Genomic DNA, 14,200 nt, shown 5'->3' on the forward strand with positions numbered 1-14,200 from the left:
ACGTCGGCGACCTCGTCGCCGGTGAGGGCCGCGATCGCCGGGTCGTTCAGCATGGAGGTGGCCACCGCGCGTTCGTCGTCGGCGGCGCGCAGGACGCGGTCGATCTCGGCGAGTCGCTCGGGCGTCCGGACGGCCGCGCGGGCGCTGTCGAGGTCGGTGAAGCCTGCCTCGGCGGCTGCGGTGCGGGCGTCGGCGGCGCGTTCGTCGGCGGCCGTGCGGGCCTGGAGCGCGGCGGTGCGGGCGTCGAGCAGTGCGGTTGCGGCGGCGGACAGTGCCGCGACCGTCTTCCGTCGCGGGGCGAGCAGGTCGAGGTCGCCGACAGCCTCGACGATGCGCTCGCGGATCTCCGTGATCTCGGCTACGCGGACCGCGTCCTCGCGGGCGAGCTCGGACAGTTCGGCGTCGAGCCGCTTCTCCTGCTCGGCCAGCACCGTGTCGAGCTTGCGCAGATCCTCGACCGCCGCGCGCAGGTGGTCGAGCCGGCGGGCGACGGTGGCGGCCTCGTCGTGGGCGCGGACCGCCTCGGCGTGGGCGGTGGCGAGCTCGGCGAGTTCGGCGTCGCCGCAACGCTGCCGGAGGACGGCGACGATCCCGGAGAGTTCGGTGACGGCCTCGCGTGCTTCGCTCAGTGCGGTGGCGGCGCGCTGCTCGGCGGCGTGGGCGCGTTCCTCGTCGGCCTTCGTCGCGGTATCGGGCGCCGGGCGGGCGGGCTCGGGATGCTCGGTGGAACCGCAGACCGCGCACGGTTCGCCGTCGGTGAGACGCGCGGCGAGTTCGGCGGCCATCCCGTCGATCCGACGCTGCCGGACGTCGAGGTGCGCGTCGCGGGCGTCGTTGAACTCGGAGTGCAGCTGCAGCACCCGGGCTTCGAGTCGTTCGAGTTCGGTTCGGCGCGAAGACAGTTCGGTGGCGGCGTCGAGCGCGTCGGCGGCACGGTCGCGCACGGTGGACAGGCCCGGGAGCATCGCGGCTGCGCGCTCGGCCTCGGCGACCGCCTCGGCGGCGGCGGTCGACCGCTCGGGCAGCGCGGCGCGTTCGTCGATCACCTGCCGACGCTCGTCGGTGAGAGCGCGGCGGCGCCCGACGGACTTCTCGCGGTCTGCCTCGAGCTCGGTGAGACGACGTCGGCGATCGAGCAACACGTCGAGACGCGCTGCCTCCGAGGACCATTCCTCGCATCGAGGACGGACGATGTCGCGATCGGTGGCGGATGGTGTCGGCCCGACAGCGTCGAGGAGATCGAGTCCTTCGTCGTCGCTCCGGAGCGGCGCGGCGGCCGTCTCGGCGCGCGCTGCGGCGGCATCGGCCTCGCGTGCGAGACGGTCGGCCTCCCGATCGACGACCGCGACGCTCACCGCGCGATGCGCGGCGTCGCGTTCGGCCGTCAGGGCGACGCGCTGCGACTGCGTCTGCTCGAGTTCGGCGAGGACGTTCAGGGCGTCGCGGCGACGGCGGAGTCGGTCGACGAGAGCGACGGTCTCGTCGAGCCTGCGCCGGTTGGCGTCGTCGACGGCGCGGACGCGCGACAGGGCCGCGGCGGCGTCGTCGCGGTTCTCGGCGGCCGCGGCGAGCAGGCGGCCCGCCCACTCCACCGGATCGGCATCGGCGCCCGCTTCGATCCCGGCGGACGCAGCTACCTTCGCCGCGAGGACTTCGACCTTCTTCTGTTGCTCGGCAAGCAGTTTCGTTCCGGCACCGCGGCGGTCGCGGAACCACTGCTCGACGTCGCCGAAACGGGTGGTGTCGAACAGACGCTCGAGCAGTCTGCCGCGCTCTTCGCTGTTCGCGCGCAGGAACCGGGCGAAATCGCCCTGTGGAAGGAGTACCACCTGGAAGAACTGTTCGGCGCTCATCCCGAGCAGCGACTTGACGACGTCGCCGATCTCCTGGGCGCGCGACAGGTTCTCCCCGGACCCGTCGACCCAGGTGAGATTCGCCTTGGCATTCTGCTTGATCGTGCCGGTGCCGCGCTTCTTCGGGCGTTCGAACTCGGGGCTGCGTTCTATGGACAGGCGGCGACCCGCGATGGTCGCCTCGAGCCGAACCGTCGGCACGGCACCCACCCGTGCGTGGTCGGACAGCAACCGGCGTCCTTCGGAGCGAGCCCCGGGGACGGTGCCGTAGAGCGCGAACGCGACCGCGTCGAGGATCGACGTCTTACCCGCGCCCGTTTGCCCGTGCAGCAGGAACAGCCCGTCGGCGCCGAGTTCGTCGAAGTCGATCTCGACGGTGTCGGCGAACGGACCGAAGGCCGTGATCTCGAGGTGGTGCAGTCTCATGCCGGCACGTCCGTCCGCCACTGCGTGTCGGTCTCGTCGCCGATGCCACGACGACGGTCGACCTCCCTCAACGCTTCGTCGATCCAGCCGCGCTCGCGCTCGGACGGTTCGGAACGCACGTCGGTGAGGAACGACGCGGCGACGTCGCGATCGCTGCGACCGCGCACCTTGTCGCGATAACTGCCCTCCGTGGACCCGGCCGGTCGCTGCCATTCGACGTGCACGGCGTACGGGAACCGCTCCTGCAGGCGGCGCATGGCGTCGAGCGGGCGGATCGCGTCGGTCAGCACCGCGGAGACGTAGTGCTCCTCGACGGCAGCATGCGCGGGATCGGCGAGCAGATCGTCGAGTTCGCCTTCGAGACGGGTCAATTCGCGGATCACCGGGAGATCGACGCGCTCGACGGACGCCGCACCCGAGGCGTCGATGTCGACGACGAAGACCGCCTTGCGGTGCGAGCGCTCGCCGAAGGAGTACGGCAGCGGCGATCCCGAGTACCGGACCGTCTCGCTCACCGTCTGCGGCGAGTGCAGGTGGCCCAGCGCGACGTAGTCGGCACCGTCGAACGACGACGCGGCGACCGTCTCGACCCCGCCGACGGAGATGGACCGCTCGGAGTCGCTGGGCTCGCCACCGACGACGAAGGCGTGGGCCAGGACGACCGTGCGGCCGTGGCGACCCGCGACATCGGTGCCGCCGTCGCGACCCGCGACATCGGCGCGCACGCGTTCCATCGCCGCGTCGAGGATCTGCTGGTGCGAACGGGCCTCGGGGACGCCGAGCTCGGCGCGGGTGATCTCGGGTTCGAGATACGGGATGCCGTAGAAGCGGACCGGGCCGTGCTCGTCGTGCAGGACGACAGGGCTGTCGATCTGAGATACGCGGGTGATCAGGTGCAGACCCCCGTGCGCGGCGAAGGCAGCGCCGGCACCGAGCCGGACCGGCGAGTCGTGGTTGCCGGAGGTGGCGACGATGATCGCCCCTGCCTCACGGATGGCCTCGAGGCCGGCATTGCACACGGCCACTGCGTCGGAACTCGGAATCGACCGGTCGTACACGTCGCCCGGCACGACCACCACGTCGATCCCGCGTTCGGCCACCAGATCGGCGATGGCCCGCAGCACACGCGCCTGGTCGGCGAGCAGGTCGACACCGTGGAAGGTGCGGCCGATGTGCCAGTCGGAGGTGTGCAGGATCCGCATGGGACAGACGGTAGAGGAGAGGACCGACATCCCCGGATGTCGGGTGGATGTCGCATCGATGAGGCATCATCCGCCACATGACAGCACTCACGGCACTCGGCCTGCTCGTCGCGCTCGGTCTCGGGGTGGTGCTCGGCTGGCTGTTGCGAGCCACCCGCGACGGCGAACGCGCAGCCCGTGCCGAGGCGCAGCTGGCAGCCCTGCGCGACAACGAGGAGCAGCTGCGTCAGTCGCTGGCAGCGGTGAGCGAGGATGCCGCGCGCCGGCAGTCCGGTGCCATCGGCGACCAGGTCTCGCGGCTCGTCGGCCCGTTGAACGAGGCCGTGGGAGCGCTGGCCCGGCAGGTCGAACACGTCGAACGCAACCGCGTGCACGCCTATGCCGGGCTGAGCGAGCAGGTCGAGGGCATGCACCGCGCGTCGCAGTTGCTGTCCACGCGCACCCAGCAGCTGGTCACCGCGCTGCGCGCGCCACAGATCCGCGGACGATGGGGCGAGATCCAGCTCGAACGCGTCGTCGAGCTCGCCGGGATGGTCCGGCACTGCGACTTCGACACCCAGGTGAGCAAGGACGGAGTACGCCCCGACCTGCTCGTCTACCTCGCCGGTGGCAAACAGATCGTCGTCGACGCGAAGGTGCCCTTCGCCGCCTATCTGGATGCCGCCGAGGCCGAGGATCCCGACGAGCGCGACCGGCACCTCACGCGCCACGCACGCCAACTGCGCACCCACATCGACCAACTGGCGGCGAAGGCCTACTGGGAGTCGTTCGACCCGACGCCCGAGTTCGTCGTGTTGTTCGTCCCCGGCGATCCGTTCCTCGATGCCGCGCTCGGCGCCGATCCCGATCTGCTCGAGCACGCCTTCGCCCGGAACGTCATCCTCGCCACACCGACCACGCTCGTCGCGCTGCTGCGCACGATCGCGCACACCTGGCGGCAGGAGGCGCTCTCCCGCGACGCCGCGACCATCCACCGATTGGGCCGTGAGCTGCACCAACGGCTCGGTGTGGTCGGTTCCCACCTCGACCGGCTCGGCAACCAGCTCGGCAAGGCCGTCGATTCGTTCAACATGACGGTCTCGTCGATGGACACCCGGGTGGGCGTGACGGCCCGCAAGCTCCACGACCTGGAAATATTCGACGGTGAGGTGCCCGAGGTGCAGCGTGTCGACGCCTGGCCGCGACGCAGCACTCTGGCAGAAAGAGCAGTGGCGGACGGTCCTGTCGACGAAGCGAGCTGACATCGCCACGCTAATGTCTACGTTGTGTCTGCAACCCAACGTGCACGTTCGGCGGTGCCGCTCGACATGCGGTCGTTGGTGCCTACGGTGCCCGGTGTGCCCTGGTGGGGTGCCGTGGCGATCGCAGCCGGAACGACGCTTCTCGGGGTGCTGCTCGACAGCGCACGCGGGAACGAACTGACCTCTGCGTTCACTGTCTTCTACGTGCTCGGCTGCGTCGCGGCCGTGGTGGCGGTGCGCTATCGCGGACTGTTCACGGCCATGGCCCAGCCGCCTCTGCTGCTGCTCCTCGCGGTGCCGATCGGTCAGGAGATCGTCTCCTCCGACAGCACCGGCGGATTGAAGGATCTCGCGCTCAACGTCGCCTATCCGCTGGTGAACCGCTTCCCGGCGATGCTGGTGGCGACACTCCTGGCACTGGCCATCGGCGGTTTCCGGATCTTCGTGACCCGACAGAACACGGGAGTACGTGCCCGTGCGCCGCGAGAGCGGGCGAAGCCGCGGGCAGCGAAGACCGGAACCGCGAAGGACCGCCCCGCTCGCGCCGCGGGCGACCGGCCGACACGCGCTGCGAACGACCGGCCGACCAGGCGCACGGGCCGGAGGCGACCGGCGACGGCCACCCCTGCGGATGCACCTCGCACCGCTTCGGGCCGCGGGACGCCGGCCGCGAAGGCGTCGGTCCGGGAGGTCGCCGACACCCGACCCCGTCGCCGCGTCCGTCCCGAATCCCCGGCCGCCGAGCAGCCCGCTCCCCGGCGTGCCCGCGCTCCCCGACCTGCGGACCCGGTGCAGCCGGAGGTCCGCGAGCCGCGGCGCCGTCCGGCACCCGAGCCGGACACCGGTCGACCGGCGCCCTCCCCCGCACCCACGCAGGGCTATGAGCCGCCGCGCGTGCGGTACCGCGACCGCTACGAGGACTGACCCACACGACGAAGACGACCGGTCACCTGCCGATTCACGGCGGTNACCGGCGTCTTCGCTCTACGGAACTACCCGGTTCAGCGACGCGACGCGCGCAGTTCGCGCGGCAGGGCGAACACCAGGGTCTCGTTGGCGGTCGTCACCGACTGCACGTCGTGGAAACCGCGCTCGTCGAGGAACTGGACGACGCCCTGAACGAGGATCTCGGGGACCGACGCGCCGGAGGTGATGCCGACGGTCTCGACACCCTCGAGCCAGGCCGGATCGATCTCCTTGGCGTAGTCGACCAGGTGCGCTGCCCGGGCACCCGCACCGAGGGCGACCTCGACGAGCCGCACGGAGTTCGACGAGTTCCGCGACCCCACGACGATCACCAGATCGCACTCGGGCGCCATCGCCTTCACCGCGACCTGGCGGTTCTGCGTGGCGTAGCAGATGTCGTCGCTCGGCGGATCCTGCAGCTGCGGGAACTTCTGGCGCAGACGCTGCACGGTCTGCATCGTCTCGTCGACGCTCAGGGTGGTCTGGGACAGCCAGATGACCTTCGACGGATCGCGCACGGTCACCGAATCGACGGCGTCGGGGCCGTCGACGAGCTGCACATGGTCGGGGGCCTCACCTGCGGTGCCCTCGACCTCCTCGTGGCCCTCGTGACCGATGAGCAGGATGTCGAAGTCGTCGCGGGCGAAGCGCTTGGCCTCCTGGTGGACCTTCGTCACCAGCGGGCAGGTCGCGTCGATGGTGCGCAGCTGCCGGGCAGCGGCCGATTCGTGGACCGCGGGCGACACACCGTGCGCCGAGAACACGAGCACGGCACCCTCGGGCACCTCGTCGGTCTCGTCGACGAACACCACACCGCGGTCGGCGAGGGTGTCGACGACGTGGCGGTTGTGCACGATCTCCTTGCGGACGTAGATCGGCGCACCGTACTTGTCGAGCGCCTTCTCGACGGTCTCGACGGCGCGGTCGACGCCGGCGCAGTAGCCGCGCGGCTCGGCGAGCAGGACGCGCTTTCCGGAGGTGGAGGGACCGGCGGACCGTGTGATCCCGACTTCGAGAGGAACAGGCGCAGACATACCTCAAGAGTACGGGGCGCGTCGGAGTGGGGCTTTCCAGCTCGCAGCCGACGTGCTCCCCGGCTACCAATCACGCCGATCATCGGGCAGTCTTGGGGCATGATCCGTCCACCGTTCCTGGCACGGGTGGCTGCCGGCGTTGCTGTCACCGCGTACGAAGAGACCCTCAAGCTGCCGAGCACAGCCGTTTCGTTGCCGATGACGACGGTGAGCCAGATCCTGCAGACGACGATGCGAGTGCAGCAGGTCATGACCTCGCTCGCCATCAAGGGCGACCAGTTCTTCGAGATCTTCGGAGCGGAGCCCGCCGAGACCGCACAGTGGGCGACCTTCGACGACGACGGCTCGACCCCCTCGGACGGGACCGCGACCTCGACGAACAGCGCCGCGAACGGCGCTCCCGGCCGGTTCGCCCTGTACTCGATCCCGCCGGCGACCGAAGCCGACGCACCCGTGGCCGAGCAGGCCGCACCGGTGAAGGCCGGCACCGCGACGACGAAGGGCCCCGCGAAGAAGACCGCCGACGCCGAGGGCACGAAGATCGGCGAGACCACGGACACGAAGGTCGTCGCCGGCGACCGTTCCGAGATCGTCGAATACCTCGACTACGACTCGTTGACCCTCGCCCAGCTGCGTGCCCGCCTGCGCGCACTGTCGGTGGACGAGCTCACAGCGTTGCTCGAATACGAGAATGCTCACGCCGCGCGTACTCCGTTCGTGACGATGCTGTCGAACCGGATCACGAGCGCGCGTAACAAGTGACGGCCGGACAGAACGCGGCACGCCCGAACTCCGCGGAGCAGCCCTGGCCCGTCCGCACCGTGGCGCAGAAGGTCGCCGGGTGGATCGACAAGCTCGGCACCATCTGGGTCGAAGGGCAGATCACCCAGATCAACGCCCGACCCGGGACGCGGACGGCGTTTTTGACCCTGCGCGACCCGTCGGTGGACATGTCCCTGCAGGTGACCTGCTCACCCCAGTTGTTGCAGCAGTCGGGGGTGCCGCTCACCGAGGGCAGCCGCGTGATCATGTTCGGGAAGATGACCTTCTGGCCCGGCCGCGGCAGCCTCGCGCTGCGGGTCACCGAGATCCGGGCCGTCGGTATCGGCGAACTGCTCGCGCGGCTCGAACGACTGCGCGCGTTGCTCGCGGCCGAGGGACTGTTCGACCCGCGGTTGAAGCGCCCCCTCCCCTTCCTGCCGCGCCGCGTCGGTCTGGTCACCAGCCGCGGCAGCGCGGCCGAACGCGACGTGCTGTCGGTCGCGCAGCGTCGCTGGCCGGCCGTGCAGTTCGACGTCCGCCACGCGACGGTGCAGGGCCCGACCGCGGTCACGCAGCTCATCGACGCCCTCGAAGCACTCGACAAGGACCCGGACGTCGACGTGATCGTCCTCGCCCGCGGCGGCGGCAGCGTCGAGGATCTGCTGCCGTTCTCCGACGAGGCGCTGTGCCGCGCGATCGCCGCGTGCACGACCCCCGTGGTCAGCGCGATCGGCCACGAGCCCGACAGTCCGCTCTGTGATCACGTCGCCGACCTGCGGGCCGCGACCCCGACCGACGCCGCGAAGCGCGTCGTACCCGATGCGGTCGCCGAACTCGATCTCGTCGACGAGTTGCGGGCACGGTCGGCGGCGGCACTGCGCAACTGGGTCCGGCGCGAGGAACACGTGATCGCACAGTTGCGCGACCGTCCCGTCCTGGCCGATCCGTTCCGCGATCTCGACCGGCGGAACGAGGAGATCGAGCGGTTGCAGCACGCGGCACGACGCGACGTCATGCGATTGATCTCGTCGCAGTCGTCGACGCTCGAACACCTGCGGGCACGGTTGGCGACCCTCGGGCCCGCGGCGACCCTGGCGCGTGGCTACGCCGTGGTCCAGCGGATCGTGCCGGGCAGCGCCCCCGAAGTGGTACGCACACTCGACGAGATGCCCATCGGCACCCAGCTTCGGGTGCGCGTGGCGGACGGCGCGGCCCGCGCCGCCGTCATGGGACACGAACGACAAGGAAGATCAGGACAGTGACGAACGCGGGAACCGACGACGCCAACGCCGATGTGCGGGAGTTCGGCTACGAGCGAGCTCGGGACGAACTCGTCAACGTCGTGAAGATGCTCGAACAGGGCGGACTCGACCTCGACGACTCGCTGCAGCTGTGGGAACGCGGCGAGGCGCTCGCGAAGCGCTGCGAGGAACACCTCGCCGGCGCCCGCGAACGTGTCGAGCAGGCACTCTCCCTCGCGGACGACGAGGACGAAGACGACGAGTACGAGGACGACGACGAGGACGAGGACTGACCTCGACCGAGCTCGCCATCAGAGCTCGACCGATTCGACCCGGATCAGGGTTCGAGCGGCTCGGCCCTGCCCGCGGCCGTGGCCAGGGTGGTGAACTCCGCCTCGTCGCCGGAGCCACCGATCAGGATGCGCACGTCGCCGAAGTCGGACACCCAGAGTGCTTCGACGCCCTCGCCGCCGTAGACCACCCAGTCGTGGCCCTCGACGGACCTGGTGTCGGTGGCGGTGCGGGCACCTCCGGCGACGAATCGCACCAGTTCGTCCTCACCGGCATCCGATTGGGTGAAGCGCACGTAGCGACCTGCGGGGGTGATGAAACCGACGGTGCTCGAATCGCCGCCCTGATTGCCGGAGACGATGCTGCGGCTACCGGAGTTGGGCTGCCAGTCCTCGGGCACCTCGGGGTGGCGGATCGGGAATCCGAGTTCCGCCGCGTCGTACTTCAGGCCGGCATCGATGTCGAAGCTCGGCACCGGACCCGCCGTGGGTCCACCGGGCTTGAACTCGCACTGGCTGGCGATCGCCGCGATGAAGAGAATCAGCACGAGCAGCGGGATCAGCGACCACGCCATATCGCGACCGTCTTGCAGGATGCGAGGTTTCTTGGATGCCACCCGTCCAGTCTGACAGCTACGAAACGGGCAGGTTCAGGCCGGGCGGGTCCGACAGCCCACACCATCGGCCGTGATGAGACAATAGCCACGCGACACACACGGATCGTGCGGGCGCCCTCGGCGCCCGCTCCCTCTGCCGGCGCAACCCGCGTCGACCGAAAAGTCTCCAGGAGGCAGTAGCCCATGACGGCCAGCACCCCACGCCGCGAAGCTCCGGACCGCAACCTCGCGCTCGAACTGGTCCGCGTCACCGAAGCCGCGGCGATGGCGGCCGGCCGGTGGGTCGGACGCGGCGACAAGGAAGGTGGCGACGGCGCCGCAGTCGACGCGATGCGGCACATGGTCAGCTCCGTGTCGATGCAGGGTGTCGTCGTGATCGGTGAGGGCGAGAAGGACGAAGCGCCCATGCTGTACAACGGCGAGGAGGTCGGCAACGGCGACGGTCCGCTGTGCGACGTCGCGGTCGACCCGATCGACGGCACGACCCTCATGTCGAAGGGCGCTCCCGGCGCGATCGCGGTGCTCGCCGTGGCCGAGCGGGGCGCGATGTTCGACCCGTCCGCCGTGTTCTACATGGAGAAGATCGCCGTCGGTCCCGAGGCCGCCGACGTCATCGACATCACCGCCCCGATCGCGGAGAACATCCGCCGCGTCGCGAAGGCGAAGAACATCGCGCACGCCGACCTGACCGTGACGATCCTCGACCGTCCGCGCCACGCGCAGATCATCAAGGAGGTGCGCGAGGCGGGTGCCCGCATCCGTCTGATCTCCGACGGCGACGTCGCCGGCGCGATCGCCGCTGCACGTCCGGGTTCGGGTGTCGACATGCTGCTCGGCATCGGTGGTACCCCCGAGGGCATCATCGCCGCGGCCGCGATGCGCTGCATGGGCGGCGCGCTGCAGGGTCGCCTGGCACCGAAGGACGACGCCGAGCGCCAGAAGGCCATCGACGCCGGACACGATCTCGACCGCGTCCTCACCACCACCGATCTCGTCACCGGCGAGAACATCTTCTTCTGCGCGACCGGCGTCACCGACGGTGAGCTGCTCCGCGGCGTCCGCTACTCCGCCGGTGGCGCGGAGACGCAGTCGATCGTGATGCGCAGCAAGTCGGGCACGGTCCGCATGATCGAGGCGTACCACCGCCTGCAGAAACTCAGCGAGTTCTCGTCCATCGACTTCCACGGTGTCGCCGGCTCGCCGCCGCCCATGCCCTGATCCACACCGCCCTGATCCACAGCGATCGTTCCGAGGAGGGGCACTGCACCGAGTTCTGGTGCAGTGCCCCTCCTCGTTCGTTCCGGCGGCATAACGTGGAGGACATGACCGACACCGAACAGTCTTCTCAGCAGTTCCGTATCGAACGCGACACGATGGGCGAGGTCCAGGTTCCGGTCGACGCCTTGTGGCGCGCCCAGACGCAGCGCGCCGTGGAGAACTTCCCGATCTCGGGCCGTGGACTCGAACGCGCACAGATCCGCGCGCTGGGTCTGCTCAAGAGCGCCTGTGCCCGGGTGAACAAGGACCTGGGTCTGCTCGACCCCGACAAGGCCGACGCGATCGTCGCCGCCGCCGATGCCATCGCCGCCGGTGAATACGACGACCAGTTCCCGATCGACGTCTTCCAGACCGGTTCGGGCACGAGCTCGAACATGAACACCAACGAGGTCATCGCCTCGCTCGCTTCGAAGGCCGGCGTCACGGTCCACCCCAACGACGACGTCAACATGTCGCAGTCGTCGAACGACACCTTTCCCACCGCGACGCACGTCGCCGCGACCGAGGCGACGGTCAAGGATCTGATCCCCGCCCTCGAGCACCTGCACGGTGCCCTCGACGAGAAGGCGAAGGAATGGCGCACGGTCGTCAAGTCGGGCCGCACCCACCTGATGGATGCGGTCCCGGTGACCCTGGGCCAGGAGTTCGGTGGTTACGCCCGCCAGATCGAGGCCGGGATCGAACGTCTCCGCGCGACCCTCCCCCGCCTCGGCGAACTGCCGATCGGCGGTACCGCGGTGGGCACGGGCCTCAACGCACCGGCGGATTTCGGTCCGCGTGTCGTGGCCGTGCTCGTCGAGACCACGGGGCTCGACGAGTTGCAGCGGGCCCGCGACAGCTTCGAGGCGCAGGCCGCGCGTGACGCTCTGGTCGAGGTGTCCGGGGCGCTGCGCACCGTCGCCGTGTCGCTGACGAAGATCGCCAACGATATCCGCTGGATGGGATCCGGTCCGCTCACGGGTCTGGCCGAGATCCAGCTCCCCGATCTGCAGCCCGGTAGCTCGATCATGCCGGGCAAGGTCAATCCCGTTCTTCCCGAAGCGGTTACGCAGGTCGCCGCACAGGTGGTGGGCAACGACGCCACCGTGGCGTGGAGCGGCGCGGCCGGGGCGTTCGAACTCAACGTCTACATCCCGGTGATGGCCCGCAACGTCCTCGAGTCGATTCGTCTGCTCGCCAACGTCTCCCGGCTGTTCGCCGATCGCTGCATCACCGGGCTGGTCGCGAACGTCGAACATCTGCGCACACTGGCGGAGTCGTCGCCGTCGATCGTCACTCCCCTCAACTCCGCGATCGGATACGAGGAGGCCGCCGCGGTCGCCAAGGAGGCTTTGAAGGAGAAGAAGACGATCCGTCAGGCCGTCGTGGACCGCGGACTCGTCGGCGACGGCCTGAGCGAGGAGGAACTGGACCGCCGCCTCGACGTCCTGGCGATGACGCGGGTGGACGAGGAGTCCTGACCCGCAGAGTCCCGATCGACCTGTCTGCATCCGCTACGAATTTCGCCATCCGCTACGGCAATTCGCTGTAGCGGATGGCGAAAACGTCAGCGGATAGCAAGGGCTCGGTGATCCGGGAGTCACCTCACTCCTGGACCACCTCGGTCCCGGCGCCGGGTGCCCACGTGATGTACCCGAACTGGAAGTTGCTCCGCGCACCGTCGGGGGTCTGTTCCTCGTCGGTGATCGGGAAGCCCAGGTCACCACCGGCACCGCCCGCGGCCTCCCAGGCCGTGCGGATCTCACCCCACACGATGTGGGAATCGGTGTCGGGGCTCCACGCGATGATGCCGCCCTCGAACTCCGCGACGTAGCCGTCGCCGACCTCTTCCTGCTGGCCGGTCGCGGCGCCGAGCGGGCTGGACGCGCCGCCGACCTCGTCGTACTTCTGCAGGATCGGTCCGCTGAGTTCGACCTGCTCGCCGTCCGGTCCCGGCACCGCGCTGGACTGATCCGCCGCGGGCTCGTCGGCCTCGGGCGAATCGTCGCCCTGCGTGATCGATTCGACGGCGCTCTCCGCCTCGGACGCCACACTCTCGGCGGCGGATTGGACCGCGCTGGTCGCGCTGCCCACCGTGTCCTCCGCGGACTGGTCGTCGCTGCAGCCCGCGACCACCAGTCCGACCGCCGCTGCGGCCGCCACCAACGCTGCTCTGCGTCGGGGAATTCGATTCATCGGTTCGCTCCTGTCACTCGAGAGGACGGGTACCTGATCTCAGGGTGCCCGACTCCTCCGGGGCACAACCCGGTTTCCGGTGATTCCGCGCCGTGCACGAATCCGCCCCACCCCCCGGCATCCTGCCGCTACGATGCGACGCAACCGACGCCGAGGAGAACGATGAGCACACAGACCGCCGCCGCGCAGGACGCCGTCGCGACGGTGACCGACTTCCTGGAGGCAACGGCCGCGGAGGACATCGACCGCGCCGCTTCGCTGATCACCGACGACATCGCGTGGCACAACACCTGGCTCCCCACCATCCGCGGCGGCGCCCGGGTCCGGAAGATCCTCGCCGGTCTCGCGCGACCTTCGGTCGGCTTCGGCGTCGTCGTCCACCACATCGCGGCCGACGGCGACATCGTGCTCACCGAACGCACCGACATCCTGCGCTTCGGGCCGGTGCGCATCGAGTTCTGGGTATGCGGCACCTTCGAGTTGCGCGACGGACGGATCGCCGTGTGGGACGACCACTTCGACGTCCTCACCTTCCTCCGCGGAACCGTCGTGGGCGTACTGCGTGCCGTCCTGCGTCGTTCCTGACGTCCCTCACCCCCACCACTCTCCCGAGGACGCCCCCATAGAATCCGTTCGTCGCCGAACCGTTCGGCGACGGATCAGCAGGGAGCGATGACATGTCCGACGCCGAGCACACTCCGGGATTCACGGCGGGTCTGGAGATCCGGCGCGAAGTGATGGGTGACGACTTCGTCGAGCGGGCGTTCGAGCGTTCCCGCGGCACCGACTCCGAGGCGATGCAGGAATTCGTGACCGAGCACGCCTGGGGTGCCGTGTGGTCGCGTCCCGGCCTGGACCGGCGCAGCCGCAGCCTGCTCAACCTCGGCATGCTCATCGCGCTGCGCGCCGAGAACGAGTTGCGCGGACACGTCCGGGGAGCCCTGCGCAACGGGCTCGGCCGCACGGAGATCGTCGAATCCGTCATCCACTGCTCGGCGTACTGCGGCGCCCCCGCCGGACTCGCTGCGATGCGCGTGGTCCAGGAAGTCCTCGAGGCCGAACTGGGCCCCCTCTCCGAGAACACCGACGCCTCCGACGAGGCGTGACGACGACGG

Annotated in this window: 14 protein-coding genes; 9 read left to right on the plus strand and 5 right to left on the minus strand. The window is 69.8% G+C overall.

Annotated features, from left to right (window positions below; translation table 11 throughout):
- On the minus strand, positions 1–2,279 hold a 2,279-nt coding region (locus tag ACLBYD_RS04385), incomplete at its 3' end, for an AAA family ATPase (protein WP_447815541.1).
- The gene (locus ACLBYD_RS04390) at positions 2,276–3,481 is read right to left on the minus strand and encodes an exonuclease SbcCD subunit D (RefSeq protein WP_447815542.1); all 1,206 of its coding nucleotides are present in this window, start codon (positions 3,479–3,481) and stop codon (positions 2,276–2,278) included. The genes ACLBYD_RS04385 and ACLBYD_RS04390, both read right to left, overlap by 4 nt.
- Before the next feature lie 77 nt (positions 3,482–3,558).
- On the opposite strand from ACLBYD_RS04390, the gene ACLBYD_RS04395 reads away from it, so the two are divergent.
- Together ACLBYD_RS04395 and ACLBYD_RS04400 are read left to right on the plus strand one after the other, a co-directional pair.
- Positions 3,559–4,722 (plus strand): DNA recombination protein RmuC, encoded by a 1,164-nt coding sequence (locus ACLBYD_RS04395; protein WP_447815543.1) that lies wholly within the window; start codon positions 3,559–3,561, stop codon positions 4,720–4,722.
- A 24-nt stretch (positions 4,723–4,746) separates the two neighbouring features.
- Complete coding sequence (locus ACLBYD_RS04400; RefSeq protein WP_447815544.1) at positions 4,747–5,646, plus strand: DUF6542 domain-containing protein; 900 nt, start codon at positions 4,747–4,749, stop codon at positions 5,644–5,646.
- A gap of 77 nt (positions 5,647–5,723) precedes the next feature.
- On the opposite strand, the gene ACLBYD_RS04405 is transcribed toward ACLBYD_RS04400, so the two are convergent.
- Positions 5,724–6,722, minus strand: a complete 999-nt coding sequence (locus tag ACLBYD_RS04405) for a 4-hydroxy-3-methylbut-2-enyl diphosphate reductase (protein WP_106200449.1) — start codon at positions 6,720–6,722, stop codon at positions 5,724–5,726.
- A gap of 99 nt (positions 6,723–6,821) precedes the next feature.
- On the opposite strand from ACLBYD_RS04405, the gene ACLBYD_RS04410 reads away from it, so the two are divergent.
- The 3 genes from ACLBYD_RS04410 to ACLBYD_RS04420 are packed head-to-tail and all read left to right on the plus strand — an operon-like array spanning position 6,822 to position 9,018.
- Entirely contained in the window at positions 6,822–7,484 is a 663-nt protein-coding gene (locus tag ACLBYD_RS04410; protein ID WP_447815545.1) for a lipid droplet-associated protein, read from the plus strand.
- Complete coding sequence (xseA, locus tag ACLBYD_RS04415) at positions 7,481–8,746, plus strand: exodeoxyribonuclease VII large subunit (protein ID WP_447815546.1); 1,266 nt, start codon at positions 7,481–7,483, stop codon at positions 8,744–8,746. Before ACLBYD_RS04410 ends, xseA begins: the two co-directional genes overlap by 4 nt.
- Positions 8,743–9,018 (plus strand): exodeoxyribonuclease VII small subunit, encoded by a 276-nt coding sequence (locus ACLBYD_RS04420; RefSeq protein ID WP_447815547.1) that lies wholly within the window; start codon positions 8,743–8,745, stop codon positions 9,016–9,018. Before xseA ends, ACLBYD_RS04420 begins: the two co-directional genes overlap by 4 nt.
- Before the next feature lie 44 nt (positions 9,019–9,062).
- Here the strand turns inward: ACLBYD_RS04420 and ACLBYD_RS04425 are convergent, their stop codons facing one another.
- Positions 9,063–9,632, minus strand: coding sequence for a DUF4245 domain-containing protein (locus tag ACLBYD_RS04425; protein ID WP_024103281.1), 570 nt, complete (start codon positions 9,630–9,632; stop codon positions 9,063–9,065).
- Between the two features lie 183 nt (positions 9,633–9,815).
- Between ACLBYD_RS04425 and glpX the strand changes: the two genes are divergently transcribed.
- Together glpX and ACLBYD_RS04435 are read left to right on the plus strand one after the other, a co-directional pair.
- The gene (glpX, locus tag ACLBYD_RS04430) at positions 9,816–10,850 is read left to right on the plus strand and encodes a class II fructose-bisphosphatase (protein ID WP_016693944.1); all 1,035 of its coding nucleotides are present in this window, start codon (positions 9,816–9,818) and stop codon (positions 10,848–10,850) included.
- 104 nt (positions 10,851–10,954) lie between these two features.
- Positions 10,955–12,370 (plus strand): class II fumarate hydratase, encoded by a 1,416-nt coding sequence (locus ACLBYD_RS04435; RefSeq protein ID WP_447815548.1) that lies wholly within the window; start codon positions 10,955–10,957, stop codon positions 12,368–12,370.
- Positions 12,371–12,494: 124 nt separating this feature from the next.
- Here ACLBYD_RS04435 and ACLBYD_RS04440 read toward each other — a convergent pair whose 3' ends face one another.
- The gene (locus ACLBYD_RS04440; protein WP_447815549.1) at positions 12,495–13,085 is read right to left on the minus strand and encodes an LGFP repeat-containing protein; all 591 of its coding nucleotides are present in this window, start codon (positions 13,083–13,085) and stop codon (positions 12,495–12,497) included.
- 162 nt (positions 13,086–13,247) lie between these two features.
- Between ACLBYD_RS04440 and ACLBYD_RS04445 the strand changes: the two genes are divergently transcribed.
- Both ACLBYD_RS04445 and ACLBYD_RS04450 read left to right on the plus strand, forming a co-directional pair.
- Positions 13,248–13,670, plus strand: a complete 423-nt coding sequence (locus ACLBYD_RS04445; protein WP_447815550.1) for a limonene-1,2-epoxide hydrolase family protein — start codon at positions 13,248–13,250, stop codon at positions 13,668–13,670.
- 92 nt (positions 13,671–13,762) lie between these two features.
- Complete coding sequence (locus ACLBYD_RS04450; RefSeq protein ID WP_447815551.1) at positions 13,763–14,191, plus strand: carboxymuconolactone decarboxylase family protein; 429 nt, start codon at positions 13,763–13,765, stop codon at positions 14,189–14,191.
- Positions 14,192–14,200 lie beyond the last annotated feature (9 nt).

It is taken from the genome of Rhodococcus sp. C26F, from assembly GCF_053345925.1.